The organism is Aliirhizobium sp. YIM B11859 (assembly GCF_057163345.1).
The window spans coordinates 76,527-103,096 of record NZ_JBXHAY010000003.1; the positions used below are offsets into that span (position 1 = coordinate 76,527).

Genomic DNA, 26,570 nt, shown 5'->3' on the forward strand with positions numbered 1-26,570 from the left:
GGGCCGTTCGGCCCCTTTTTCCTTGATCAGTAAAGCCCGACGCCACTGGCATAGGAGCTTTTCGACCGCCGCGCCGGTTTCTGCTGGCCGTCGGATGGCTGGACGAGCGCGAGATTGGCCTGTGAGCGGGTCAGTGTCACGAAATCGGTGCCCTTGCCGGTTTCCGGTCCGAGCCCTTGGTCGGTGATCGTCAGGGATGTGCCGTTTGCCATCAGGACGCCGATTTCGTCGCGGATATCCTTGGGAATATCGATCCGGTCGAGTGCTGCAGTGGCGGCATTCGGCAGGCTGTCATCGGCCGCCTTTACGATGCCGAACTGCTTCATTTCGTCGTCGGTCATTTCGTTTTTCAGCGTCACCGCATGCCATTCGGCAGTTTCGGCATTGCGCTGGATATGATCGGCGGTGAAGAAATGCGTGCCGAGTGCTCTTTCCGGGTCCTTGATGCCGACCGGTGCCTCGAACAGTGGTTCGAAATTCCGGCGCACCAGGATCTGGCCCGCCGGCGCTTCCGGCTTGCCCGCCGACTGGTAGAGCGCGGCGAGAAATTCCTTGCCGATCATCGGGCCGTTGGCGGCCATGCCCTTCCAGCGTTTGTAGGCGGCGATCGCCTCGCGGGTCGTCGGACCGGCAATGCCGTCAACCGTGCCGGCGTCGAACCCGAGTTCGGTCAAAAGCGCCTGGACATCGAGCATGGTTTCGCGTGCGCCGCGGCGATGGATGAGGATGCGCAGCGGTGCATCGTCTTCTTCGACCATCGGCTGCAGCGAGCCCGTCGTTACCGGGTCGGTTCCGGCCATTGCCACATCATAGGAACCGTCGGCAGCCTTTTTCATTGCTGTCGGACGCAGGTCCGCGTTCGGGAACAGCGGCGCGGACGGCATCGGCTTCAGTGGCTTGAACAGCTTGATATCGTCGATCCTGACCGGAACCACCGGCGCATCGGAGATCACCACATGGACGCCGCGCTCGGTCATGTCGTAGAGCGCCTTGGCGGTGCCCGTCGGGATGCGCACACAGCCGTGAGACGCCGGATAGTTGGGTACCTTGCCTTCATGGAGCGCAATACCCGACCATGTCAGACGCTGCATGAACGGCATGGGCGCATTCGAATAGATGTTCGATTCGTGATATTTGGCCTTTTCCAGAATGGAAAAAATGCCGCTCGGCGTCGTATGTCCGGCTTTGCCTGTCGATACCTTGGTCGTCGTCACGACCTTGTCGCCGTCATAGACCGTCATCGACTGCTGGTCCTTGGAGACGATGATCTGGAGTGTCGCGGCTTCGGCAAAAGCAGACTGTGAGAGAATGGTCCCGGACAGGAGCCCGAGGCTGAAAATGATGCCACGCAACATGAAGACCTCTTACGCATTACAATGGTCATCACATTAGCGCGTCGAACTTAATGAAAATTTTCTGAAAAGTGGCGAGATCGTGTCAATTCATCACGTTCCTGCGATTTCCTGTGGCTTCATCAGGGCAGGTCCCATGCATGATCCCGAGCAGGCATGACGGATGCGACCAGACATTGGACGGGGCTCTGCCCCATTCATCCACGCAGGGAATTTCCCCGCATACCTCTGCCTCTCCACGGCAACGTTATCGGAAAAACGCCTCAAGCATGGAAACACCGCCAATCGGCGCGATAATCAAGGCGAGGACATTGAAGGCAAGGATCAATATGCAGATTTTTTCTTCTCGCGGCGTCAGCCTGCGTGGCGGTTTGGGACGTTCCGGGCGCGAATGATAACCATTCAGATCACGAAACATTATCTCGTCCTTCCCGCCGGTTTTGATGACTGGCGATCATGTGGGATCGAACAGGAATTCGGCTCAAACGCCGTGTTGATCAAAGCCCTGCAGGTTTATATTGGCAAGTGTTATTCCGGCAGGCAGCCAACACGAATGTCTCGTTGATTGCAGCAAATCGGCCTCCCGGCCCCAAGGCAGGGTCCGGGATTGCCGGGAGAGGTCGTCGGTCAGCACGCATCCCTGGATGCCCGCACCCTTGGATGCCCGCACCATCGACCGCGCGGGGCTATGATGAATAAAAGCTATGTGCGTCCGGCAATTTGCCGCCGGGCGTCAGATCGTCGACAGCCTTGGGCAGGTCACGGCCCAGCCTGGCGAGAATTTCATCGGAGGAAAGGCCGGTCTTTTCCGCCAGTTCCCGAAGCACATCCGGACCGATTGCCTGAGAAAGCTGATCGGGCTCGATGTCGGCATTGTCTCCCGGATCCACCCAGGATTTGGCCTTGTCGCCCTGACCGTTCTGCTGGAAGGTTTCCAGAAGATCGCCAAGCCCGCCACTCAGGATGCCGCCGGCCGTAAGCCCTCCCAACAATCCGCCAAGGCCACCTGCGCTGCCGCCTCCGCCTGTCAGGCTGCCGAGAATATCTCCAAGCCCGCCGTGCCGGGCAGCGCCGGCATCCGGCGATGGTGGGGACCCATCGGGTTGCTGTGATCCCTCGGGTTGCGGATTTTGTATGCCGCGCAGGACTTCTGCAATCTTGTCCCTGTTCTGGTAGCCGGCGACGGCGAGAACGCCGAGCAGGGCTTTCAGTTGACCGCTTACCATGATCTGCTCCTATTGGGTTCGAGGAGCGGCGTGTGTCTGCTTGATCAGTCTGTCCCGCTCATCACTCGCTTCAACGCCATGCCGGCAAGCTGGTTCCGGCGCTTCAGGGTAGGCCGAAAAATACTATCGCTGAGCGTCGCCGGTTCGTTATGGATGGCGAGCCGACGGCGTCGACCACCGTCGTTTGCATGAAGCCCCCTGGTGAACTGAGCGCGATGAAAAGCGCACCGTGGGAGTGCCTCTTTGGCGACTAGCGGCGCTTGTCGCCAAACGTGTATCCGGTCTCCACCGCCGTTTTTCCGAACCTGTCGCGAAGCTTGTCCATCGCCGCTTCCGCTGCCGCCCGGCGGCCTGCCTGATGATCGACGAGGTCAGGCGGATCGGCGAGTGCGGGATCGCACAGATCGGTCACGCCGATGCCGAGAAGGCGAAATTTGGTGCCGTCGGTTTCCCGCTCCATCAGCGACAGTCCTGTACGAAAGATCCGATCGGCAAGCTGGGTAGGGTCTTCCAGCCGCTTGTTGCGCGTACGGCTCCTGAAGTCCGCCGTTTTCATCTTGAGGACGACAGTATGGCCGGCAATCTCGTGCTTCTTCAGACGTGCCGAAACCTTCTCGGACAAACGACGAAGAATGGGGACCAGATCGTCGTGGCGGGAAATGTCGTCGAAGAATGTGGTTTCGGCAGACACGCTTTTGGCCGGGTCGTTGGGATGCACGTCACGCTCGTCCATGCCCCGGGAAAGCCGGTAAAGCCGTTGGCCCATCGAGCCGTAGCGTCGCATCAGCGCGCCTTCCTCCATCTGCTGGAGCTGACCGATCGTGCGGATGCCATCAGCCTCAAGCGTGTTGTTGAAAGCCTTGCCGACACCCCAGATCGTGGTGACCGGTCGGGGCGCCAGAAAATCCCGCGCCTCCGCTTCGCCGATGACGGAAAAGCCGCGCGGTTTCTGCAGATCGGAGGCCACCTTGGCGAGAAATTTGCAATAGGAAAGGCCGACCGAAATCGTGATGCCGAGCTCGCTTTCGACACGTTTGGCAAGCCGTGCCAGAATGCGCGCCGGTGGGTCGCGATGCAGGCGCTCGGTTCCCGCCAGTTCGAGGAATGCCTCGTCGATCGAAAGTGGTTGAACGAGAGGCGTCAGCTCCATCATCAACTGCCGCACCTGCCGTCCGACGGCGACATATTTTTCCATATTCGGCCGGACCACCACGGCATCGGGGCAAAGCTCCAGAGCCTTGAACATCGGCATTGCCGAGCGAACGCCGCTGATGCGGGCGATGTAGCAGGCTGTCGACACGACGCCGCGCTTGCCGCCGCCGATGATCACCGGCCTGTCGGCAATCTCCGGATTGTCCCGTTTTTCGATCGTTGCATAAAAGGCGTCGCAGTCGACATGCGCCAGCGTCAGGTCGTAAAGCTCGCGGTGATAGACGAGGCGTGGCGAGCCGCAGGATCGGCATCGGCGCTGTTCTGCCTTCTGCTCGGCAAGGCAGTCGCGACAGAAGCCGGTCATGTTGTCGGCCGGAGACGCCATATGTCGAATAAACTCGCCTGGAACAAAGATTGAACATCTGCACAATAGGCGCTAACCTGGCATTCCTCAAGGGTATGCGGGGGGAATGCATGAATGCGTTTCAAGCCTGTCCGTTGACGCCGGACCGATGGGCCGATTTCGTCCTGCTGTTTGGCCCGAGCGGTGCCTGTTACGGCTGTTGGTGCACCTATTTCCGCATCCGGCCGGCGGAGCGGAAACTGCTTCGCCGCGATGACAAGCGGGACTTCATCCGCCAAAGGATTTTGGCCGGGCCTCCGCCCGGTATGCTCGGTTATGTCGACGGCGTGCCGGCCGCCTGGATACAGGTCGGGCCGCGTTCGGATGTCCCGCAATGGAATTCGCCACGCGCGGTATCGCGGCCGCTTGAGCCGGGCGATGCGGAGGACGAAAATGTCTGGGCCGTCAGCTGTTTCTTCATCGGCCGGCGCTTCAGGGGGCAGGGCAACAGCCACCTTATCCTCAAGGCTGCCGTCGATTTTGCTGCGGGTCACGGCGCCCGGTTCGTTGAAAGCTGTCCGATGGAGCATGCGAACACCGCCAATTCACCCGGTCTTTATGTCGGGTCTGCCAGCGTGTTCCGCTCTGCGGGTTTTGTCGAGATCGCCAGCCGCAAGCCAGGGCGGCCGCTGATGCGGCTGACGTTAGGGTGAGGGAGTGCGGGCGATATGTGCGCGGATCAACTCGCCGGCATGCGGCCAGTCCACCGCTCTGGCGATGCCGTCGTCCGGCTTGGGGGCAAGCAGATGCAGCGGCGAATCCGGCATCATATGCAAGACAAGGCAGCCATCCACATGGTCGCGGACAGAATGGAGATTATGCGCCATGTCGTCGATGAATGCCGAGGCAAACAAGCGATCGCCGTGAATTCGGCGCATCACCGGACCTTTCGGTTCTTCCGTTGCGACCAGCGGAAAATCGAGGCCGAGACGGTCGAGCAGCCGGCGGCGAACCTGACTGTATCGTGGGGGCATGGCAGTCAGGAACATGACGTCCGCATCTTGGGCGAGCGCATGCAGCGTGTCGGTCGCCTGGTCGAACGGCGTCTGCCATTCATCCTGCCGTTCGAAAAACGAACCGATCAGCTGCTTGACCGCAATCTCCTCCAAAGCCACCTGCGTTTCGACCGATACGATATTTCCGGTCAACCGGAAGGAGCGGGGCAGAAGTTCCAGACCGTCCTTTTTCAGATAGTCCTCGAATGGAGCGAAAAAATTCAGCACCACGTCGTCGACATCGCAGACGACCAGCGGCCTGTCGGTAACCCGGACATGGGAAAGGTCAAGTATCTCGCTCATCTCAATAATCACCCGATCCCATATAGGGGCCGCAATAGTGATGCGATGCCGCCACCACCGTTTCCGGCTTCGTTCCTGTCGCTTCGCAGAAGGCCAGAAGTGTCGGTTCATGTCCCATCACGAAGTCGATCATGCCGGCGAGAAAACCGGGTTCTGTCATGGCTGAGCGGATCTGGTTCGGAGCAACGCCCGATAATGACAGGAAGCGTTGCAGCATGTCCGGCTCGCCGGCCAGCCAGCCGAGGACCGCTGCAGCAGTTTCCTCCGCCTGTTTTGCCGCGGGCTCTTGTAGATTTGCTTTCGGTGGCATTGGCGGGAAGTTACCTCTTTTCAACTAAATGGCCTTAGCCTTGTCGGAGCAGGCTCCACGGAATCGATCGCACCGGAGCTTATATATCGAAGATATGCTTTTGAAGGCGCGATTTAAGGAACGGATCGCAATGCCCAAACGGGTCATGATTGTCGAAGACAACGAGCTGAACATGAAGCTCTTCCGCGATCTGATTGAGGCGTCGGGCTATGAAACGATTCAGACGCGCAATGGTATGGAAGCACTCGATCTTGCGCGCAAGCATCGCCCGGATCTCATCTTGATGGATATCCAGCTGCCGGAGGTCTCGGGGCTTGAGGTCACCAAATGGCTGAAGGAAGACGATGAACTGCACATCATCCCGGTCATCGCGGTCACCGCCTTCGCGATGAAGGGTGATGAGGAACGCATTCGCCAGGGGGGCTGCGAGGCTTACGTGTCGAAACCGATTTCGGTGCCGAAATTTATTGAGACGATAAAGACCTATCTGGGCGACGCATGAAGCGGGGAACACGGGTATGACAGCACGGATATTGGTCGTCGACGACATTCCGGCAAACGTAAAGCTGCTCGAAGCCCGGCTTCTTGCCGAATATTTCGATGTTCTAACGGCCGATGATGGCTACAAGGCGCTGTCGATCTGCGACAATACCAATGTCGACCTCATCCTGCTCGACATCATGATGCCCGGAATCGATGGATTTGAAGTCTGCGAGCGGTTGAAAGCCAATCCGAAGACCGCTCATATCCCGGTCGTGATGGTGACGGCGCTGGACCAGCCTTCGGACCGCGTGCGTGGACTGAAAGCCGGTGCCGATGACTTTCTCACCAAGCCGGTCAACGATATCCAGCTGATCTCGCGCGTCCGCAGTCTTGTGCGGTTGAAGACGCTGAGCGACGAATTGCGCATTCGCGCGGATACGACCCACAACCTCGTACTGGAAGACATGCTGAAGGGCGTCGAGGGGCGCGACGACAGCGCGCAGGTTCTGCTCGTCGATGGCCGCGCGAGCTCGCAGGAGCGCATCATCAAGGCATTGAAGCCCGTCTGCAACGTCGTCGCCATCTCTGATCCCCAGGCGGCGCTGTTCGAGGCTGCCGAAAGCGCCTGGGACCTGGTGATCGTCAACGCCAATTTCGATGACTATGATCCGCTTCGGCTCTGCTCGCAGCTCCGGTCTTTGGAGCGGACCCGCTTTCTGCCGATCCTGCTTGCCGCGGAAACCGGCGCCGAGGACATGATCGTTCGCGCGCTCGATCTCGGCGTCAATGACTATATCGTCCGCCCGATCGATCCCAATGAGCTCCTCGCGCGCACCCTGACCCAGGTCAAGCGCAAGCGTTACAATGATCGCTTACGGATGAGCGTCAAGCAGACGATCGAACTGGCCGTCACCGATGGCCTGACGGGGCTCAACAATCGCCGCTATCTCGACAATCACCTGAAGATCCTGTTTACCCGCGCAGCCGTCCGTTCGCGCCCGCTGTCGATTTGCCTGATCGATATCGACCGCTTCAAGTCGGTAAACGATACATACGGACATGATGCTGGCGATGACGTGCTGCGGGAATTTTCGACGCGTATCCGCTCGACGGTGCGCGGTGCGGATCTCGCCTGCCGTTATGGCGGCGAGGAATTTGTGGTCGTCATGCCGGACACCGATCCGGCGGCCGCAGCAGCGGTTGCCGAGCGCCTCCGCGCGATCATAGAGAAGACGCCATTCATGCTGAAAAGCGCTGGCACCGCCCTGAATTTGACGGCGTCCTTCGGTCTGTCCTGCAGCATCAGCGGAGCCGAAACGCCCGAACAGTTGTTGAAGCAGGCCGATCAGGCGCTTTACACGGCAAAGGCCGAGGGCCGCAATCGAGTGGTCGCCAACGCCGCCTGATCGGAACTTATGACCTGACTTCCGGTCACTTTTTTGTCAGATTGGTGTCGTGCGGCGGCTCTAATCGCCGATTTTTGCCATGCAAACTGCAATAATCACAGATTTTTGGCGCCTTGGAAGTGCTTGGTGCTGACTGCGCCAAGACAGTTGGCATGGGCACTTTCAGTATTTTAACCTCTGCGACATTCGTCGGCTCAAGGTAGACGGCAAGGATATACGATGTCTAGCGGTTGCAATATCATCGAGATCGCCGGTCTCCGTCGGGTTTGATCGATCGCAAGTTGTTCTCGTCAAGAATTTAGATCGATCTCGCCGGCGGATTTACTTCCACGCTATTGGCAAAGCTTACTTGACGTTGCGGCAGAGCACGTAAATTTTAACCAACAGTGGAACCAATTTTTCCGCCCAGTTAAGAATCTATTGATTTTCTTTTTACTTTGCGCAATTTTGACCCTAACGACAAACATGTGCCTTTAAGCGGCACCGTCATACCCCATGATGCTCAGGTCCGCCGCATCTCCTGGGTCGTGGGGTCGGTCGACCGGCAGGCATGCCAATGCGGTTCCTCGTGCCGTTATTGCAGGCTGGTCGACCCCCAATTTTAAACGCCGCTCCCGTTACGGGATGCGGCGTTTTTTCGTTTCCGGACCGGAAGTTGCAAAACTCTGCAACCGTTTGGCTTCTGGAATTGCACGGAAAGCCTGGTCCGCAGGGCAGGGAGTGAGGCCGCATGCCGGACAAAAGAAAAGGCGCCTGACCAATGGTCGGCGCCTTTTTCTAAAACCCATTATCAAGTCTTACTTGATCTTGGTTTCCTTGAACTCGACATGCTTCTTCGCAACCGGGTCATACTTGGTCTTGGTCATCTTGTCGGTCATCGTGCGGCTGTTCTTCGTCGTGACGTAGAAGAAACCGGTGTCAGCCGTCGACAGCAGCTTGATCTTGATGGTCGTAGCTTTCGCCATGGTTGTTCTGCCTCTAACAAATAGGAAGCCGCTGGCGCGGTGTGCACCACAGCTAAATCTGGCGCGAAATTACAAATTGCGAGCCAAAAGTCAACTCCGTTTTGACTGGAAAAGCGGTCGGCTGAGCGCCACGAGCACGTAAAAGCCGAAGAAAGCCGCCAGTGTCCAGGCGTAACCGCTGTTTCCGACGACATCCATGGCCGCGCCGATCCCCTGCGGGCCGACGACCGTTCCCACCGCGTAACAGAAAATGAAGGCTGCGTTTGCGGCTGCCAGATCCGCGCCGGTGAGTCGCGCTCCAAGATGCGCAAGCCCGACCGTATAGAGGCCGGACACGCAGCCGCCCCAGAAAAACAGGATGATCGCCATCAGCACCCAGTTGTGGATCAGCAACGGCAGGGCGAGCGAGCCAAGCACGCCGAGGATCGCCATGCCGGCCAGAAGAGGGCGACGGTCGTGCAAACGGTCCGACATCAGGCCGAGCGGGATCTGGAAGGCCATGTTGCCGATCCCCATGATGGTCAGCAGCACAGCCGCCTGCGATTCCTGCAACTGTTCGCGCAATGCGTAGATCGGAAACAGCGAAAGACCGCCGGCTGAAACCGCCCCGAAAGCGAAGACTGCGGCGGTCGCCGTGGGCACGAGGAAGATGTAGTGGAGGAAATGCCGCTCCGGCGCCGTATCGAGAACCGGGCTTTCATGCCGGGCAATGAAGATGGGGATCAGCGCCAGAAGAATGATCAGCGCGCCGACGAGGAAAGGCATCACGCCGTCGCTCCCGAGCGCCGAAAACAGCAGCGGCCCGCCGGCAAAGCCGATGGCCAGCACCGTGGCATAGATGCCGAGCACGAGACCACGGCGGCGCGGCGGCGCAGCAGCATTGATCCAGAATTCCGACAGGATGAACAGCGTCGTCGTTGCGCCGTGAAAGGTGAAGCGCAGCGGAAACCACATCCAGAACGATTTCGCATAATAGAAGCCGAGTGCGCTGATCGCAGCGACGACCACGGCAAACATCATCGTCCTCGCCACGCCGCAGCGATGCGCGAGTTTGGTCGTGACCGGTGCAGCCAGCATCGAGGCAATGCCGGCCATGGCGGCGTTCAGCCCGATCAGCGTCGATGGAATGCCGCGCTTTTCCAGAATGATGGACAAAAGCGGCAGGCCGAGGCCGATCGCGATCCCCACCGCGCTGATTGCGGCGATGGCGGCGGCCAGCGATGACCAGTGGATTGTCTCGACATGCCCGTTTTCGTCGGTCGTCGGCTGCGGCATTCACTCTTCCTTACAGTCGGCTCTGGACGAAACGCCCGTGACGCATCGAATAAAAGGGAACGGGGGTTCCGAAGGGCAAAGACTGATTGAGCTTTATCAGGTCTTCGACGTCTTCCAGCACCGTCTTTGTAATAGGCGCGAGTTTCAGACTAAAAATTGTTGCAATGTCAAGCCATTGCACGTCCTCCAGCTCGTCCGTATCGCCGAAATGCGACATGTCGAAGACACTGCCTTCGCAAAAGCTAAGAAAGAAGCGGGTGTCATAGCGGCGCGGGTGGCCGGGCGGCGTGACGGCCCGCGCGACATAACGCAGCATGCTGAGATCGGGACCATCTGCGCCGGCCGCTTTTATCCCGGTTTCTTCCCGCAATTCGCGCAGGGCAGCGAGTGCGAGTGCCCGGGCGCGGGCCGGGCCCATGCGCCGCGGCACGCCCGCCATCAGCTTTTCCATGACCTGCGGATTGAGGTCGCGGCTGAACGGAAGCGCATGGTCGCCGCGATCGCGGCGACCGCCGGGAAAGACATAGACGTCGGGCAGGAACACGTGTTTGGCTGCCCGCCGTCCGATCAGGATGCGGGGGGTGGAAAGCGACCGATCGACGAGGATCAGCGATGCGGCGTCGTGGATGCGCACGCCAACCGTGCTTGGCCCGCTGCCTTTTTCCAGCGCCTCTCGTTTATCAACGCTCTCGGCGATCACCGCTGCGGGCCATCGATATCGGCGTTGTCCTTGCCGCTGGTAGCGGAAAAGCCATGCATCCGGTTGGCCCATTGCAATCCGATGACACCGCCCTTGATCGGCTGGATTGTTGCGATCGCCGAAAGCACCGCAAGCGGTATCCATATCGCCGCATGCACCCAGAAAGGCGCCCGCCAGATCATGTCGGTCAGCATGTAGCCGGTCATCAGCACATGGCCGACGATGATGATGACCAGATAGGCGGGCAGGTCGTCGGCGCGCTGCGGCGTATAGTCTTCGCCGCAGACGGCGCAATGATCGACGGGTTTGAGGAAGGCACGAAACAACCGGCCTTCACCGCAATTCGGGCAGCGGCACTTGAGGCCACGCTTGATCGAGCGGCCCAATGGCCGTTCCGCCTCGCGCTGGCCTCCATATTTGACGGTCGATCCTGCGCGCTCGTTCATCTTACCTCCCGCGGCCGCGGGGAGGGCGCGTGCCAGGCTTTTTCGGTCCGCCGCCTGGCCGGTTGCGTCTGCCGGTCTTGTGGAACGAGCGCGTCGCTGTCGGCAGCTTCTTGCCTTCGCTCAGCATCTCGAACTGCAATGCGCCGGCAAGCGGTATGGCAGCTTTCAGCCTGACATCCACCATGTCCCCGAGCTGGTATCCGAGCCCGCTGCGCTCACCCGACAGCGCCTGATACGCTTCGTCATAGATGTAATAGTCGTTGCCGATCGTCGAGATCGGCACAAAACCATCGGCGCCATAGGTCGGCAATGAGACGAACAGGCCCGCCTTGGTGACACCGGAAATCCGCCCCTCGAAATCCTCACCGATGCGTGTCGCGAGATGATGGGCGACGAGACGGTTGACGGTGTCGCGTTCGGCAGCCATTGCCCGGCGCTCGAAGGTCGAGATTTCCGCGGCGATGTCGTCGAGCTGCGCTTCCTCCTCCGGCCTGATGCCGCCGTCTCCAAGGCCCAACGAACCGACCAGTGCGCGATGTACGATCAAGTCGGCATAACGACGGATCGGCGAGGTGAAATGCGAGTATTTCATCAGGTTGAGGCCGAAATGCCCGATATTGTCCGGGCTGTATACGGCCTGGCTCTGTGAACGCAGCACCATCTCGTTGACCATGATCTGATGCGGCGTGCCTTGCGCCTGCGACAGGATGCCGTTGAACGAGTTGGAACGCATGTTGCCGCCCTTGGCCATGGAAATGCCGAGCGTGGCGAGAAACTCGCGCAGCGTTTCCTGCTTGGCCAGCGACGGCCCGTCATGGGCGCGGTAGATCAGCGCCTGTTTCTTTTTTTCCAGCGTTTCGGCGGCGCAGACATTGGCCTGGATCATCATCTCTTCGATGAGCTTGTGCGCGTCCAGACGTTCCGGCACGAACACCCGGTCGACGGTGCCGTCGGGTTTCAACAGGATCTTGCGTTCCGGCATGTCGAGTTCGAGCGGCTGTCGGCGGTCGCGACCGATCTTCATGATCCGGTAGGCGTCCCACAGAGGCTTCAGGATCGGCTCGAGCAGCGGCCCGGACTTGTCGTCCGGCCGACCATCGATTGCGGCCTGCGCCTGTTGATAGGACAGCTTGGCGGCACTCTTCATCATGATGCGATGGAACGTGTGGCCGGCCTTCCGGCCTTCCTTCGAAAACGTCATCCGCACGGCAAGCGCCGGGCGATCCTCGCCTTCGCGCAGCGAGCAGAGATCGTTGGAAATCCGCTCCGGCAGCATCGGCACGACGCGGTCGGGGAAATAGACGGAATTGCCGCGCTTCAGCGCCTCGCGGTCGAGCGGTGAACCGGTGCGCACATACCAGGAGACATCAGCAATCGCGACCGTCACGATCACACCGCCGGGATTGTCGGGTGACGCGTCCGGTTCGGCATAGACGGCGTCGTCATGGTCCTTGGCGTCGGCCGGGTCGATCGTCACCAGCGGCACGTCGCGCCAGTCTTCCCGTTTCACCATCGTCGCAGCCTTGGCCGCTTCCGCTTCATCCATCACCTGTTTGGGGAAGATATGCGGAATGCCATGTGAATAAATCGCGATCATCGAGATCGCCTTTTCGGACGCAACCGATCCGACCACAGACAGAACGCGGGCACGCGGCAGGCCAAAACGGCCGCTGCGAACGGTTTCCGCCTCGACCAGATCGCCATCCTTGGCATCGCCCATGCCATCGGGCTCGATGACCATTTCCTCGCCGCGCCTGTCGGTCGGCAAAAGACGTATTTCGCCATCGGCGAGTTTCTGCACGACGCCGAGCGAAGCGCCGCGCCTTTTGTCGATTACCTTGATCACACGGGCCGTATAGGCAGGGCCGGAACGGTCCTTGTTCGGAAAGATCTTTGCGAGAATCCGGTCGTTGAGCCCAGCAGCCGGGGCCTTGCCCTTGCCACGGTTATCCGACGACTGGCGGATCAGCACTGCCGGTGCCGCCCCCTGATCCTCGGGCCATTCGGCAGGGCGGCCGATCAGTTCGCCGTCCTTGTCGCGGGTGGTGATGTCGAGAACGGTAACCGGCGGCAGGGCGCCCGGCCGCGCCAGCGACTTGCGGTTCTTGGTCAAAAGGCCTTCGTCTTCGAGCTGGCGCAGCAGGTCCTTCAGCTCGACGCGTGTCTCGCCTTTCAGCCCGAAAGCCTTGGAGATTTCACGCTTCGATGCCTTGTCCGGGTTGTCGGAGATGAATTCGAGCAGGACTTCGCGCGGCGGAATGGCGCCCTGGATGATCGCGGGCCGGCCTTTCGAGCCGGCGGCCATACCCCGTTCGGCTCGCTCTGTGCGTTTCCGCTGTCGGTGCGATCTGTTGTCGTCGTCCTGCTCTTCGCTCACGTATCCGTCTTCTTTGCCTTCGGAGCAGCTTTCTTGGCCGATGCCTTTTTGGCAGGCGCCTTCTTGGCCGCGGTCTTCGTCTTGTTCTCGCCGTCTGCCTTGGCAGCGGCTGCCTTTTTCGGTTTGGCCTTGGCCTTGCCCGATGATGCCTTGCCACCCTTTTCGATGATCAGCGCCATCGCCTGTTCCATCGTCACGGATTGCGGGTCCATGCCCTTCGGCAATGTCGCGTTGACCTTGCCCCAATTGACGTAAGGCCCGTATTTGCCGTCGCGTACCGTCACCGATCCGCCATCCGGATGATCGCCGAGTTCCTTCAGCGCCGCCGGCGTGCCACGCCCACGTCCACCCGGACCCTTTGCTGCCTTTTCGGCAATCACCGTCACTGCGCGGTTGAGGCCGATCGAAAACACGTCCTCGATGCTTTCGAGATTGGCATAACCGCCATCATGCAGCAGGAACGGCCCATAACGACCGAGCCCGGCCGAGATCATCTTGCCCGTCTCGGGATGCTGGCCCACGTCGCGCGGCAGGCCGATCAACGCCAGCGCCTTTTCGTGGTCGATGTCTTCCGGCTTCCAGCCCTTTGGCAGCGAGGAGCGTTTGGCTTCTTTGCCGTCGCCACGCTGGATATAGGGTCCGAACCGGCCCGAGCGAAGCGTCAACGGCTCGCCGGTATGCGGATCGTCGCCGAGCGCCTTCGGTTCGTTGAGGCCGGAGGCTTCCGCATCCGTGCCGCCTTCGGAGGAAAGCTGGCGGGTGAAATTGCATTCGGGATAGTTCGAGCAGCCGACGAAAGCGCCGTATTTGCCGAGCTTCAGCGACAGGTTTCCAGTGCCGCAGACTTGGCAAATGCGCGGATCCGAACCGTCTTCGCGTTTCGGGAAGACGAGCGGAGCCAAGGCCTCGTTGAGGGCATCCAGCACGTTGGTAACGCGCAGTTCCTTGGTGTCTTCGATCTGGGCAAAAAAGTCCTGCCAGAAATCACGCAGGACCTGTTTCCAGTCGAGTTCGCCGGCGGAAATCTTGTCGAGCTTCTCTTCCAGATCGGCGGTGAAATCATATTCCACATATTTGGTGAAGAAGCTCTCGAGGAACGCCGTCACCAGACGGCCCTTCGAATGCGGGATCAGCTTGCGCTTTTCAGTGACCACATATTCGCGGTCCGACAGCGTCTTCAGCGTCGCGGCATAGGTGGAAGGGCGGCCGATGCCGAGCTCTTCCATCTTCTTGATCAGCGAGGCTTCCGAATAACGCGGTGGCGGTTCGGTGAAATGCTGGCTGGAATTGATCTTCTGCTTGGCGAGGTTTTCGCGCGCATTGATCTCCGGCAGGCGGCCATCCTCATCGTCATCCTCGGACTTTTCGTCCTCGTCACGGCGGTCCATGTAGGCGCCGAGGAAGCCATCAAAACGCACGACAGAGCCAACCGCCCTGAGGCCCGCTCTGTCTGCGCCATTGGAGGCGAGGATTTCGACTGTTGTCCGCTCCATCTCGGCGGACGCCATCTGGCTGGCAATGCCGCGCTTCCAGATCAGTTCGTAAAGACGGGCCTGATCGGCGTCGAGGAACTTGCGCACCTTGTCCGGCGTGCGGTTGAAGTCGGTCGGGCGAATCGCTTCATGCGCTTCCTGGGCGTTTTTTGCCTTGGTGGAATAGACGCGCGGCTTTTCCGGCAGGTAGCGATTGCCGAACTGATCGACGATCGCCGCACGGGCGGCATCGATTGCTTCCGGCGCCATCTGCACGCCGTCGGTACGCATATAGGTGATCAGACCGACGGTCTCGCCATCGATGTCGAAACCTTCATAAAGCTTCTGCGCCACCTGCATGGTGCGCGACGCATTGAAGCCGAGATTGGAAGACGCCGCCTGCTGCAGCGTCGACGTCGTGAACGGAGGGCCGGGATTGCGCTTGACCGGCTTCGCCTCGACCGTGTCGACGACATAGGACGCGCCTTCGAGCAAAGTTTTCAGCCGGTTGGCATCGTCTCCGGTCTTGATCGAGCGGCCTGCCAAGCGCTTGCCATCGGCCTGCACCAGCTTGGCCTCGAACTCGTCGCCGCGCGGCGTCTTCAAAAGCGCCGAGAGGTTCCAGTATTCTTCCGAAACAAAGCGCTCGATCTCGTTTTCGCGGTCGCAGACGAGGCGCAGCGCCACCGACTGCACGCGGCCGGCCGAGCGGGCGCCGGGCAGCTTGCGCCAGAGGACCGGCGACAAGTTGAAGCCGACGAGATAATCGAGAGCACGGCGGGCGAGATAGGCATCGACCAGCGGCACGTCGATGTCGCGGGGGCTGGCCATCGCGTCGAGCACGGCTTTCTTTGTGATGGCGTTGAAGACGACCCGCTTGACCGGCATATCGCCGAGCACGCGCTTCTTTTTCAAAAGATCGAGGACATGCCAGGAGATGGCTTCACCTTCGCGATCCGGGTCGGTCGCGAGAAACAGACCATCGGAGCCCTTGACGGCGTCGGCTATGTCTTTCATCCGCTTTTGCGATGCGCTGTCGACCTCCCAGGACATTTCGAAGTCCTGGTCGGGAAGCACGGACCCGTCTTTCGCCGGGAGATCGCGGACATGGCCGAAGGATGCGAGAACCTTGTAGCCCGAGCCGAGATACTTATTGATCGTCTTGGCTTTGGACGGGGATTCTACAACGACAACATTCATTTTGTTTCTCTGCAATAGAGCGAGACCCGGAACTCTTTTCGGTCCAGGCGGAACTTTGACTTCCCGACATGGAGGGCGTTTGTCCTCCGGTCAAGGCCTTAAGTGAAATTAGCGCACTTCAAGGAATGCTCTCAATGAGAGTTATTATGCGACTTGCAATCATGAATATTTCTAATAAAGTCCACTATATTCAATCTGGTGAATAAAATTTCATATGATGATTGGTGAGGGATGGGGCATGTCAATTCATTTGAGTGGGCTCCGCGAGGGGCATTCGGTCGAGAATGTCGCATATATTCGTCAGATGCTGGGTGAGCTGCGGCAAGTGGCCTCCGGTGAAGGCGCAGACATGCTCTGCTATCTTATCGAAATGGCCTATGTCGAAGCCGGTGACATCCAGTCGGGCAGGCGGCCCTGCTCATTCGTCGGGCGCAATGGAAACAAGCCCGCCGGGATGGCGGTAGAGCCGCCCTGCGAGATCCAGCTCAAGTAGCACCAGATAGACAGACGAGGCCGGAAGGCCGGTATGACGGATGATGTCGTCGATCTCTGCAGGGCTCGGCCCGAGCGCGCAGACGATCCTGTACCGCTCTTCGTCGTCGGGCGGCAGCATCGTTCCCGTCGGCTTGTCCGGTTCGTCGATCACCGGCGGCTCGAACAAGTCGAGTTGCGACAGGGGTGCCAGCGCGTCGAGCACATCTTCCGGACCGGTCGTCACCACCGCGCCCTGCTTGAGCAGGCCATTGGTGCCATGGCAACGCGGATCGAGCGGAGATCCCGGCACGGCAAACACGATCCGTCCGAAATCGCCGGCCATCCGCGCGGTGATCAGCGAGCCGGATTTCTCCGCCGCCTCGACCACCACGATGCCGAGCGAAATGCCGGCGATCAGCCTGTTGCGGCGTGGAAAATCCCGTGCCCGTGGCTCCCAGCCGAACGGCATTTCGCTGACGGCTATTCCCGCGCCGCCGGTAATCTCATCCAGAAGCCCGAGATTTTCCGGCGGGTAGGGCCGGTCGAGCCCGCCTGCCAGAACTGCGGTCGTGCCGCTCTCGACGCCCGCCCTGTGCGCTGCCGTATCGATCCCGCGCGCCAGTCCGGAGGTGATGACGTAACCGGCCTGGCCGCAGCGGCGGGCGATCATGGCAGCGAACTTGGCGCCGACGACGGAAGCATTGCGTGAGCCGACGATCCCGAGAGAGGGGCGGGTGGCACTGGCAAGATCCCCCTTCATCGCCAGCAGCGGCGGGGCACCATCGACATGTCGGAGCGCCGGCGGGTAATCCGGCTCGCCGATGCCGACGAACGAGGCGCCGCAGCGGTATGCGGTTTCCAGTTCGCGTTCCGCTTCGGCAACGCTTGCAATGCGCAAGGTTCGCGTGGCGCCGCCACGCTGGGAAAGCTCCGGCAGCATGGACAGCGCACTTTCCGCCGAGCCGTAGTGATTGATGAGTTGCCGGAAGGTCGCCGGGCCGACATTTTCTGAACGGATCAGCCGCAGCCAGGCGATCCGCTGCCTTTCCGTCAGTCGTATGCCTGCACGTTTTTCCCCGATGTCGGCGGCCATGCTTTGAGGTCCTGCGGCAAAGATATGGGTGATGACGGAAGACTGCCGGCCTGCCGGTTGACGGTTGCTTTCGATTATCCGAGACGTTATCGCAAAATCGGCGAATGCCGCAAGTCGCAGCCTTGTTTCGGCCTAACACGCTGACGCCCGATCGCGGCGTTTCAATAGAAACAGGCCGGCGAGCGGCAGGGGAAGCGTCACGGCAAGCATCAGCCACAGCAGTGCATAGACCTGGTCGATGCCTTCATTCTGCAGATTGACGTAAAGCTTGACCGGAATTCCCTGGGGAAAGTAGGCGAAGATGGTAACGATGCCGAATTCCCCCATCACACGCACGAAGGCGACGATCAATCCGGCGAGAAGCCCGCGCACGGCAAGCGGCACCGTGACCCGCAGGAAGGTCTGGATGCCGGTGGCGCCGAGCACGGTTGCCGCTTCTTCGTTATCGGCGGGCACGCCTTCGAACGCTGCCGTTGCCGCCATGATGAAATAGGCGATCCCGCCGTAGACCTGCGATAGAATGAAGGCGCCGGCATTGTTGTTGAGTTCGATGCCGATCCTGCCGAGCAGTTCTCCGACCGTCGCATAGGGGCCGTAGACGGAAAGCAGCAGAATTCCCATTGCAAGCGGCGGGGTCAGAAGCACCGCCAGCACCATGACATCGACGATCGGCTTCAGGCGTGAACGTGTCCGTGCCAGCCAGAATGCCACAGGCGTGCCGAGCGCAAGGATGAGAATGATCGAAACGAGCCCCAGCCCGAGCGACACGGCAACCGCGTCGCCGTCGCCATAGGCAAGGTGGACCGTATCCCAGCGCGTCACCCAGCCGAGCCCCGCAAAGGGCAGGATGCAAAGAAGGATGGCAGGCAGGGCGAACAGGGCGGGGGCGGGGAGGCCAAGGCTGAGCGACCGGCTCATCGAGCCGGCCGCCGGCTTTGCGGGCCGGATTGGATCAATGATAGAGTTCATCGCCTTTCGGTGTGTCATAGCCATTGTCGGCAAACAGCTTCTGGCCGTCTGCGCTGTTCATGAACGCCACGAATTTTTGCGCGGCATCCGGATTGGGCGCATTTTTCAGCACGGCCGCGTAAAAGACCAGCGGCTGCGGTTTCAGCGTCTGTTGCTTGCCGTCTGCGCCAGTCACCTGGAAGCTGACGGTGTCGTACCAGCTGGCCGAATCCGTCGGATTGCTGAGATTGATCTCGTCAGGCAGTTCGACATAGGGCAGCTTGGCCGAAATGACGGCGCTCTTGTAACCCGAAGACGCATCGATCTGGCCGGCTTCGAGCCGCGCCAGCATACTGCCCTCCATGAACACCTGGTCATGGTTCAGCACTTCGCCGAGCGCGGTTTCCTCCAGCTTCGGCTGCTTGTAGTATTTTTCGGCCAGGAGCATGGTGAAGATGATGTTCTGGCCCTGCGGGTCGCCGACAGGATCGGTACGACCGAACTTGAGGCCTGGGGTTTCGAGGATTTTCCACCACGGATTATTTCCACCAGTGCCGGTCGCTGCGGCCTTGAAGGCCTCGCCGTATTTTCCCTTCGGATTATACGCGATCACCATGCTGGTGCTGGCAACGGGAACTGCCGTGTCGACCAGTCCAGCCTGTTTCAAGAGGTCCATCGGTCCGGGTGTGATCGAAACGAAGACGTCGGCGGGGACCTGTTTGGAAATGATCAGCCGCGCCATGGCATAAGCGCCGCGCCCTTGTCCCTGGTAGGTGACGTCGTTGCTCTTGGCAAAGCTCGGCCCCAGCGCCTTTTCCATCACCACACCCATCGACCCGGCATAGGTGACGTTGAGAGCGGCGGCATTGGCGAATGAGGCGCCCGAGACCATTGCCGAGGCGATGGTCAGTAGCCTTATATATCTGATCACGCTGAAATTCCTTCGTTATATCCGTGCGGATACATTGATGGTTAGACCAATGCCGCCCGCCTGCGAATATCCAAGGCGCACGCGGAATTTCACGTTTGTGTGAGACGGATCAAGGCGAGGTTCTGGTGCGGGACGGGACGCTCGCGCCCCGGTTGCCTCAGCCTTTCTTGCCGATCTTGCTTTCTGTGCCGGCAATCAGCCGTTCGATATTGGCCCTGTGTTTGGCCCAGGAGATCACGGTCATGATCGCCATGATAGTTGCGATCTTCGGTTCGTCCATGAACAACAGGACCACCGGCACGACGAGCGTGGCGATCAGCGCCGAGAGGGACGAATATTTGCTGATCTTGGCAACCGACAGCCAGACGGCGGCGAAAACCAGCACCATGATGGGGGCAACGCCGAGCAAAGTGCCGATATAGGTGGCGACACCCTTGCCACCCTTGAAACCGAGCCAGACCGGGTAAAGATGCCCGAGAAAGGCTGCAAAACCTGCCAGCAGGCCCGCTTCCGGACCAAAGGCATACGTCCCTATCAGGGCAGCGACCGTCGCTTTCAGCGCGTCGAGCAGAAGTGTTGCCGCCGCCAGCTTCTTGTTGCCGGTGCGAAGAACATTGGTCGCGCCGATATTGCCCGATCCGATCGAGCGGATGTCGCCGAGACCCGCCGAGCGGGTCAGGATCAGGCCGAACGGGATCGAGCCGAGCAGATAACCGAGGATCAGTGCTCCGGCGGCAATCGGCAGGGTGATCTGCCAGGTGAGGAGTTCGGTCACGCTCTATCCTCCCAGATTGCGTGCACGCATTTGCCGGCGACATAGGTTGCAACCGCCCGGCCGGAGAACCGCGCTTCATCGAACGGCGTGTTTTTCGACCGGGAGATGATTGCATCCTTGGAGACGATCCAGGGATGGTCAATATCGATCAGGGTTATATCGGCTTTCGAGCCCGGCTTCAAACTTCCAGCCTCAAGGCCGAAGATCTGCGCCGGCCGCGTTGACATCGCATCGATCAGCCGCATCAGCGGCACGCGGTTGTCGTGATGGAGGCGAAGTGCTGCCGACAACATGGTCTCCAATCCGATTGCGCCATCGGCGGCGTCGGCGAAGGGCAGCCGTTTGGTGTCGACATCCTGCGGATCATGCGAGGAGACGATGATGTCTATCGTCCCGTCGGAAAGCGCATCCACCATGGCGCTGCGATCGTCTTCCGTGCGAAGCGGCGGCGACAGCTTGAAGAAGCTGCGGTATTCGCCGATATCGTTCTCGTTGAGCGACAGATGGTTGATCGATATGCCGCAGGTGGCGTTGGCGCCACGCGAGCGGGCAAGCTTCATTGCCTCGACCGATTCCGGCACCGAGATCTTGGCGGCGTGATATTTGCCCTTGGTCAGCGCCGCGATCCGCAGATCCCGTTCGAGAGGAATGAGCTCCGCTTCCTTCGGCACGCCGGAAAGACCGAGCCAGGATGCAAACAGGCCCTCGTTCATCACTCCGTTGCCGAGATATTTTTCCTTGAGTTCGAGCGAGATGACCGCATCGAATTCGCGCGCATAGGTCATCGCGCGGCGCAGAAGCAGCGTATCCGAAAGCCCATGACGGCCATTGGTGAAGGCGACCGCACCGGCTTCCTGCAGAAGCCCGAATTCGGTCATTTCGCGGCCTTCCAGTCCCCTGGTCAGGGCGGCGGCCGCATAGACGTTGACGATCGCCTTGTCGCGCGCGGTCTTGTGAACGAATTCGACCAGCGCGATGTCGTCGATCACCGGATCGGTCTCCGGCATCATGATGAAGGAGGTGACACCGCCGGCAGCCGCCGCGCGGCTTGCCGATTCGATCGTCTCCGTGTGCTCGGCACCGGGTTCGCCGACGTAGACGCGGGCATCGACGAGGCCGGGTGTGGCAACAAGGCCGCTGCAGTCGCGAACCGTAGCACCGTCGGGAACGCCCTGGTTCTGCGCCTGCCGGCCGGCGGCGAGGATGCGGCCGTCATCGCCGATGATGATCGTGCCGGTCTCGTCGAGATTGCGCGACGGATCGACGATGCGGACATTCTTGAGGACCGCGCTCTTTGAAAGGCTTGGCGTCATGCGCGTTCTCCCTGGTTGGAGGTGAGAAGCGTCTCCATCACCGCCATGCGCACGGCAACCCCCATTTCGACCTGCTGTTCGATGACGCTCTGCGGTCCGTCGGCGACTTCCGAGGCAATTTCGACGCCGCGGTTCATCGGGCCGGGATGCATGACGAGGGCGTCTTCCTTGGCAGCCTTCAGCTTTTCAGCATCCAGCCCGTAGAAATGGAAATATTCACGCACCGAAGGCACGAAGGCGCCGGCCATCCGCTCGCGCTGCAGTCGCAGCATCATCACCACGTCGGCGTCCTTGAGGCCTTCCTCCATCGAGTGGAAGACTTCGACGCCCATGTCGCGAATGCCCGAAGGCAGAAGCGTCGATGGCGCGACGACACGCACGCGCGCTCCCATGGCGTTGAGCAGCAGGATATTGGAGCGCGCCACGCGCGAATGCAGAACATCGCCGCAGATCGCCACGATGATGCGCGACAATTTACCCTTGGCGCGGCGGATCGTCAGTGCGTCGAGCAGAGCCTGGGTCGGATGTTCGTGCTGGCCGTCACCGGCATTGACCACCGAGCAGGCGACCTTTTGCGCCAGAAGTGCGGCCGCACCGGCAGACGAGTGGCGCAGCACCAGCACGTCGGGACGCATCGCGTTCAGCGTCATCGCCGTATCGATCAGCGTCTCGCCCTTCTTCACCGAAGAATTGCCGACCGACATGTTCATCACGTCGGCGCCAAGCCGTTTGCCGGCAAGTTCGAACGAGGACTGGGTTCTGGTCGAGGCTTCGAAGAAGAGGTTGATTTGCGTAAGGCCGCGTAAGGTGGACGTCTTTTTCTCCCGTTGCCGGGAAATCTTCACGGCCTCGTCGGCCTTGTCGAGAAGAAAGGTGATGTCCTGTTCGGTAAGACCCTTGATGCCGAGGAGGTGGCGATGGGGGAAGAAGACCATGGATCGTGTCTCCGCTTGCGTTCGGCGGTCTATAGGCCGTGGGACGAGAGGCTGCAAGCGGGCGTTAAGGTTATCTACGGCTTGTTCGTCATCATATCGTTGCGGCGGCGGATGATGCGCAAGCCAAGGTGCGGTCAGGCGAGCGGTATATCTGTTTGCAAAAATCGCCATCCTTATAGAAAAGCCGCTCGCCGGTGAGCTTTGCCAGCGCGTAGCAAAAGCAATCGCGATAGTTTTAGGCGAACTCGCGACACTTGATCTGCCCACCTATCGAGCCGGGGTGCGCTGACGACTGCTGGGCTCCGGATGATCAATCGCGCGGTAGGCTAATCCATGACTGCGACCTTTTGTTGAGAACGGCCGAATTCCTCAAACGGCGCCGTTTCCACTCCCGTTAACTTCCGCTAGAAGCGGAGCATGAACGACTTGACCCGCGCCGAAGAAAAATTTGCCGAATTGAACCAGCCTGCGCCCTGGTCCGGCATCAATGCCTATCGCTCCGATCCGCTTCTGGTCGATCTGACGGGCGGTCTCAACCGCACGATCCGCGAGGAATATGACCAGCTCGGCCGCTATGTTACATCGCCTGAGGCGCAGGAACTGGCGCGCATGGCCAATGAGAACCCGCCAAAGCTGAAGACCCACGGTCCGCGTGGCGAGCGTCTCGATATCACCGAATTTCACCCGGCCTGGCACGCGCTGATGCGGCGCTCGATGCAGAGCGGCCTTCATTCTTCGATCTGGGAAAATATCCCGGAAGCCAAGGGCAACGAACACAAGGTTCGCGCCACCCGTTTCTATCTCACGGCACAGCTGGAGACCGGGCATCTTTGCCCGCTGACCATGACCAGCGCATCCGTTGCCGCCCTGATGGCCTCGCCCCGCGTTCAGAAGGAATGGGCGCCAAAAATCCTGTCGCGCAAATATGATTCGACCAACCGCCCGGCGATGCAGAAGTCGGCGGTTACGCTGGGCATGGGCATGACCGAAAAGCAGGGCGGTACCGATGTGCGCGCCAACCGGTCGACGGCCGAGCGGGTGGGGGAGGGCATCTATCGCCTGTCCGGCCACAAGTGGTTCATGTCGTCGCCGATGAGCGACGGTTTCGTCATGCTGGCCAAGACCAGGGATGATGTCAGTTGTTTTCTCGTGCCTCGATTGCTGGAAGACGGCTCCGCCAACGGCCTGCAGTTCCAGCGCCTGAAGGACAAGCTCGGCAATCGTTCGAACGCCTCGGCCGAAGTCGAGTTTTCCGATGCCTTCGGATACCTGCTCGGCGATCCGGGTGCCGGCATCCGCACCATTCTCGACATGGTGACGCTGACGAGGCTCGACTGCGCGATCGCTTCTGCCGGCATGATGCGCGCCTCGCTTGCAGAGGCTGTCCATCATACGCGTGGCCGCAGCGTCTTCGGCAAGAAGCTTGTCGACCAGCCGCTGATGACGCGGGTTCTGGCAGACATGGCGCTTGATGTCGCGGCGGCCACGGCGCTCGGTTTCCGTCTCGCCGAAGCGTTTGATCGTGCTGCCAGCAACCCGGCCGATGCCGCCTTTGCCCGCGTCATGACACCGGTCGTCAAATACTGGAATTGCAAGATTGCGCCGTCGCTGATTTACGAGGCGATGGAATGCCTTGGCGGCAATGGTTACGTCGAGGAACGCCCGATCGCCCGTCATTACCGCGAGGCGCCGGTCAATGCGATCTGGGAAGGCTCCGGCAACGTCATGGCGCTTGACGTTCTTCGCGTCCTGCAGCGTGGCCGCGATCTGTTCGATCTGGTTCTCGCGGGCTTCGAGCGCGATCTCGGCGCATCGGGCCGCAAGACGGTTGAGGTCCTGAGGGCGGCCATGGCGCTGTGCGAGCGTGATGAAGGGGCGGCCCGTCTTCTCGTCGAGCAGCTGGCGCTCGCAGCCGGTGCCGCCGAACTGGCGCGTCTTGGTGCCGGCAAGATCGCCGACGCCTATGTCGAAACGCGTCTCGCCGGCGGCTGGCGGTCAACCTACGGCATGCTCGATGCCCGTTTCGACGCCAGCTATATCGTCGATCTGCTTTATCCCCCAGCGGCGTAAATGGCGGCGTAGTTGGCCAGATACATGGCGATCGGGATGGTGAAGAAGGCAAGCGCCGTCTGCACCGTGGCGGCGGCGGCGTAGAAATCCGCATCGCCGCCCATCTGCTTGGCCAGCACATAGCCGTTCATCGCCGTCGGTACGGCAGCGCTCAGCGCCAGAAGGGCAAGATTGGTGCCGGTGAGGCCGACGGCCATGCCGACTGCGATCGCAAGCACCGGAAAGACCACCAGCTTCATGACGACGGCAGACAGCACGCCAATGCTGGGTTTCAGCGCGTCCGCCACCTTGAGGCCGGCACCGACGGTGATCAGGCCGAGGCTGAGCGATGCCTGCGACAGGAGGTCGACGGTTGCCATCAGCGGCCGGTAGATCGGAATGCCGATCAGGTTGACGCCAATGCCGAGGATGGTGGCGATGATCATCGGATTGCTGAGGATGCGGATGACGATGGCGCGGTAATCACGCTTGCGCCCGGAAAAGACGGCAAGAACCGCAATGCTTCCGGCGTTGACCGGTACGATGACCGCCGCCATCACCATGCCGACAACAACAAGCCCATGCGCATCATACGTCTTTGCGGCAATCGCAAGCGCCATGAAGCCGTTCCAACGGGTCGAGGTCTGGTAGAGCGAGGTGAAGGTGGACGGCGTCATCCGTCCGCGCTTGAGTACCGGCCAGGATGCCAGCACAACGACCGACATGGTGGTAAAGGCGAGGATGGCGATAAGGCTGACATGGACGCTGCTTGCGTCGGAAAAATCGGCTCTTGCCATGGTCTGGAACAGCAGGGCGGGAAATAGCACATAATAGCTGCACTGCTCCATCCCTTCCCAGAAATTGGCATTGATCACGGATGTCCGCTTGAGGCCGATGCCGAGAAGCACGAGCAGGAAAACGGGCAGGATGCTTTCGAATATGGTCAGCATGGGAATGTCGATGGAGAATGTGACGGGTGATAAGGCGATCTCTGATCCAACAGGCCCGGAGATGCCGTAAAAGCGCCAATGTGCATGGAAAATGCGGGAAAGCAATGCCCGCATTTCTGTGCATCATGTCGCAACCCGCTTGCCGCTGGTCTTTTCGCAGCTTATCCGACATCGACGGATTTTCTGGAGACCGGCGACGAATGCTGCAAATGCCCGACGCGATGACGCCCGACGCGATGACCAAGCAAGGCATGGCCTTGAGGCCGCGCAATCGCGCGAGCACCGAAAAGGCGATCTTCAATGCGGCCCGTGACCTTCTCGCCGAACAGGGTTTCCAGGGTTTCGGCATCAATGCCGTCGCACGCCGCGCCGGCTGCGACAAGCAGTTGATCTACCGTTATTTCGGCGGCCTCGACGGCCTGATCGACGCGATCGGCGAGGAACTCGGCAGCTGGGTCAACGACAAGATCCCGCAGGATACCGGCGGCATGTTCATCCTCACCTATGGCGACCTGATGGAAAAGCTCTCCATGTATTTCATGGAGGCCCTGAGGGACGACCCGCTGGTCTGCAAGATCATCGCCTGGGAAGTCTCGCAGGATACGCCGCAGGTCCGTCGCCTGTCCGAGTCGCGCATGAAGGCGCTCGGCAAGTGGCTGGAAAAGATGCGCGGTTCGCTGACCCTTCCCAAAGGCGTCGATACCGCGACCACCAATGCGCTCCTGTTTGCCGCCATCCAGCATCTGGTGATTTCCGCTTCCGTCAGCGGCCAGTTCGCCGGCGTTCCGTTGAAGACGGAGAAGGACTGGGAGAAGGTCGCGGCTTCCGTTCGCCGTCTCGTTCGAGCGATATACGGCTAAGCCCTGCAGTGACCCGCAAGTGAAACGCCGTGCCGATACGTCGGCTGCTTTCTTTGTTCTGATCCCTGTACCGTCTGGCGAAAGGCCGGCTTCGATTAAGCTTTTAGGCAGGTGGGCTGCCATCGGTATCAGCCGCGGGAAGGCCCTTGGCGCCTGACCATCCATTAAAGGCCCTGC

At 60.4% G+C, this 26,570-nt stretch carries 25 protein-coding genes; 7 read left to right on the forward strand and 18 right to left on the reverse strand.

Annotated features, from left to right (window positions below):
* Positions 1–26: 26 nt before the first annotated feature.
* Positions 27–1,355 carry a L,D-transpeptidase family protein gene (locus AC2GXZ_RS12420; RefSeq protein ID WP_483759495.1) on the reverse strand — a complete coding sequence of 443 codons (1,329 nt, stop codon included), beginning with the start codon at positions 1,353–1,355 and terminating at the stop codon, positions 27–29.
* Positions 1,356–1,515: 160 nt separating this feature from the next.
* On the opposite strand from AC2GXZ_RS12420, the gene AC2GXZ_RS12425 reads away from it, so the two are divergent.
* Complete coding sequence (locus AC2GXZ_RS12425) at positions 1,516–1,917, forward strand: hypothetical protein (RefSeq protein ID WP_483759496.1); 402 nt, start codon at positions 1,516–1,518, stop codon at positions 1,915–1,917.
* A 121-nt stretch (positions 1,918–2,038) separates the two neighbouring features.
* Here the strand turns inward: AC2GXZ_RS12425 and AC2GXZ_RS12430 are convergent, their stop codons facing one another.
* Both AC2GXZ_RS12430 and AC2GXZ_RS12435 read right to left on the reverse strand, forming a co-directional pair.
* Positions 2,039–2,578 (reverse strand): YidB family protein, encoded by a 540-nt coding sequence (locus AC2GXZ_RS12430; protein WP_483759497.1) that lies wholly within the window; start codon positions 2,576–2,578, stop codon positions 2,039–2,041.
* Between the two features lie 250 nt (positions 2,579–2,828).
* Complete coding sequence (locus tag AC2GXZ_RS12435; protein ID WP_483759498.1) at positions 2,829–4,115, reverse strand: DNA polymerase IV; 1,287 nt, start codon at positions 4,113–4,115, stop codon at positions 2,829–2,831.
* Between the two features lie 89 nt (positions 4,116–4,204).
* On the opposite strand from AC2GXZ_RS12435, the gene AC2GXZ_RS12440 reads away from it, so the two are divergent.
* Positions 4,205–4,786, forward strand: a complete 582-nt coding sequence (locus tag AC2GXZ_RS12440) for a GNAT family N-acetyltransferase (RefSeq protein WP_483759499.1) — start codon at positions 4,205–4,207, stop codon at positions 4,784–4,786.
* Here AC2GXZ_RS12440 and AC2GXZ_RS12445 read toward each other — a convergent pair.
* The gene (locus AC2GXZ_RS12445) at positions 4,778–5,431 is read right to left on the reverse strand and encodes a hypothetical protein (RefSeq protein ID WP_483759500.1); all 654 of its coding nucleotides are present in this window, start codon (positions 5,429–5,431) and stop codon (positions 4,778–4,780) included. The genes AC2GXZ_RS12440 and AC2GXZ_RS12445 overlap by 9 nt on opposite strands.
* Position 5,432: 1 nt before the next feature.
* A complete protein-coding gene (locus AC2GXZ_RS12450) occupies positions 5,433–5,741 on the reverse strand; it encodes a DUF3572 domain-containing protein (protein WP_483759501.1) in 309 nt (102 codons plus the stop codon).
* A gap of 130 nt (positions 5,742–5,871) precedes the next feature.
* Here AC2GXZ_RS12450 and AC2GXZ_RS12455 point away from each other — a divergent pair, with 130 nt between their 5' ends.
* Positions 5,872–6,243 (forward strand): response regulator, encoded by a 372-nt coding sequence (locus tag AC2GXZ_RS12455; RefSeq protein WP_483760241.1) that lies wholly within the window; start codon positions 5,872–5,874, stop codon positions 6,241–6,243.
* Positions 6,244–6,259: 16 nt separating this feature from the next.
* On the forward strand, positions 6,260–7,630 hold the full coding sequence (locus AC2GXZ_RS12460; protein WP_483759502.1) for a PleD family two-component system response regulator: 1,371 nt from the start codon (positions 6,260–6,262) through the stop codon (positions 7,628–7,630).
* Between the two features lie 797 nt (positions 7,631–8,427).
* Here the strand turns inward: AC2GXZ_RS12460 and rpmG are convergent.
* The 6 genes from rpmG to topA all read right to left on the reverse strand — a co-directional run bounded on the left by rpmG (position 8,428) and on the right by topA (position 16,065).
* The gene (gene rpmG / locus AC2GXZ_RS12465) at positions 8,428–8,595 is read right to left on the reverse strand and encodes a 50S ribosomal protein L33 (RefSeq protein ID WP_003547442.1); all 168 of its coding nucleotides are present in this window, start codon (positions 8,593–8,595) and stop codon (positions 8,428–8,430) included.
* 90 nt (positions 8,596–8,685) lie between these two features.
* Positions 8,686–9,870: an MFS transporter gene (locus AC2GXZ_RS12470; RefSeq protein ID WP_483759503.1), complete on the reverse strand. Its 1,185-nt coding sequence runs from the start codon at positions 9,868–9,870 to the stop codon at positions 8,686–8,688.
* A 10-nt stretch (positions 9,871–9,880) separates the two neighbouring features.
* Entirely contained in the window at positions 9,881–10,504 is a 624-nt protein-coding gene (locus tag AC2GXZ_RS12475) for an NUDIX domain-containing protein (RefSeq protein ID WP_483760242.1), read from the reverse strand.
* Positions 10,505–10,566: 62 nt separating this feature from the next.
* A complete protein-coding gene (locus AC2GXZ_RS12480; RefSeq protein ID WP_483759504.1) occupies positions 10,567–11,016 on the reverse strand; it encodes a DUF983 domain-containing protein in 450 nt (149 codons plus the stop codon).
* Between the two features lies 1 nt (position 11,017).
* Positions 11,018–13,321: a ribonuclease R gene (gene rnr, locus AC2GXZ_RS12485; protein WP_483760243.1), complete on the reverse strand. Its 2,304-nt coding sequence runs from the start codon at positions 13,319–13,321 to the stop codon at positions 11,018–11,020.
* Between the two features lie 68 nt (positions 13,322–13,389).
* Complete coding sequence (topA, locus tag AC2GXZ_RS12490) at positions 13,390–16,065, reverse strand: type I DNA topoisomerase (RefSeq protein WP_483759505.1); 2,676 nt, start codon at positions 16,063–16,065, stop codon at positions 13,390–13,392.
* A 238-nt stretch (positions 16,066–16,303) separates the two neighbouring features.
* Here topA and AC2GXZ_RS12495 point away from each other — a divergent pair, with 238 nt between their 5' ends.
* The gene (locus AC2GXZ_RS12495; RefSeq protein WP_483760244.1) at positions 16,304–16,558 is read left to right on the forward strand and encodes a hypothetical protein; all 255 of its coding nucleotides are present in this window, start codon (positions 16,304–16,306) and stop codon (positions 16,556–16,558) included.
* Here the strand turns inward: AC2GXZ_RS12495 and dprA are convergent.
* The 6 genes from dprA to AC2GXZ_RS12525 form a co-directional block, all read right to left on the reverse strand.
* Entirely contained in the window at positions 16,484–17,632 is a 1,149-nt protein-coding gene (gene dprA / locus AC2GXZ_RS12500; protein WP_483759506.1) for a DNA-processing protein DprA, read from the reverse strand. The two genes, AC2GXZ_RS12495 and dprA, sit on opposite strands and share 75 nt — an antisense overlap.
* Before the next feature lie 132 nt (positions 17,633–17,764).
* Positions 17,765–18,601: a molybdate ABC transporter permease subunit gene (locus AC2GXZ_RS12505; protein ID WP_483759507.1), complete on the reverse strand. Its 837-nt coding sequence runs from the start codon at positions 18,599–18,601 to the stop codon at positions 17,765–17,767.
* Entirely contained in the window at positions 18,585–19,511 is a 927-nt protein-coding gene (locus tag AC2GXZ_RS12510) for an extracellular solute-binding protein (RefSeq protein ID WP_483759508.1), read from the reverse strand. Before AC2GXZ_RS12510 ends, AC2GXZ_RS12505 begins: the two co-directional genes overlap by 17 nt.
* A 157-nt stretch (positions 19,512–19,668) precedes the next feature.
* The gene (plsY, locus tag AC2GXZ_RS12515; RefSeq protein ID WP_483759509.1) at positions 19,669–20,286 is read right to left on the reverse strand and encodes a glycerol-3-phosphate 1-O-acyltransferase PlsY; all 618 of its coding nucleotides are present in this window, start codon (positions 20,284–20,286) and stop codon (positions 19,669–19,671) included.
* Entirely contained in the window at positions 20,283–21,599 is a 1,317-nt protein-coding gene (locus AC2GXZ_RS12520) for a dihydroorotase (protein ID WP_483759510.1), read from the reverse strand. The genes plsY and AC2GXZ_RS12520 overlap by 4 nt, the downstream gene beginning before the upstream one ends.
* A complete protein-coding gene (locus AC2GXZ_RS12525) occupies positions 21,596–22,534 on the reverse strand; it encodes an aspartate carbamoyltransferase catalytic subunit (protein ID WP_483759511.1) in 939 nt (312 codons plus the stop codon). The genes AC2GXZ_RS12520 and AC2GXZ_RS12525 overlap by 4 nt, the downstream gene beginning before the upstream one ends.
* Before the next feature lie 417 nt (positions 22,535–22,951).
* Here AC2GXZ_RS12525 and AC2GXZ_RS12530 point away from each other — a divergent pair, with 417 nt between their 5' ends.
* The gene (locus AC2GXZ_RS12530) at positions 22,952–24,604 is read left to right on the forward strand and encodes an acyl-CoA dehydrogenase family protein (protein ID WP_483759512.1); all 1,653 of its coding nucleotides are present in this window, start codon (positions 22,952–22,954) and stop codon (positions 24,602–24,604) included.
* Here AC2GXZ_RS12530 and AC2GXZ_RS12535 read toward each other — a convergent pair.
* Positions 24,586–25,533: an AEC family transporter gene (locus AC2GXZ_RS12535; RefSeq protein ID WP_483759513.1), complete on the reverse strand. Its 948-nt coding sequence runs from the start codon at positions 25,531–25,533 to the stop codon at positions 24,586–24,588. The genes AC2GXZ_RS12530 and AC2GXZ_RS12535 overlap by 19 nt on opposite strands.
* A gap of 200 nt (positions 25,534–25,733) precedes the next feature.
* On the opposite strand from AC2GXZ_RS12535, the gene AC2GXZ_RS12540 reads away from it, so the two are divergent.
* Positions 25,734–26,393: a TetR/AcrR family transcriptional regulator gene (locus tag AC2GXZ_RS12540; RefSeq protein ID WP_483759514.1), complete on the forward strand. Its 660-nt coding sequence runs from the start codon at positions 25,734–25,736 to the stop codon at positions 26,391–26,393.
* Positions 26,394–26,570 lie beyond the last annotated feature (177 nt).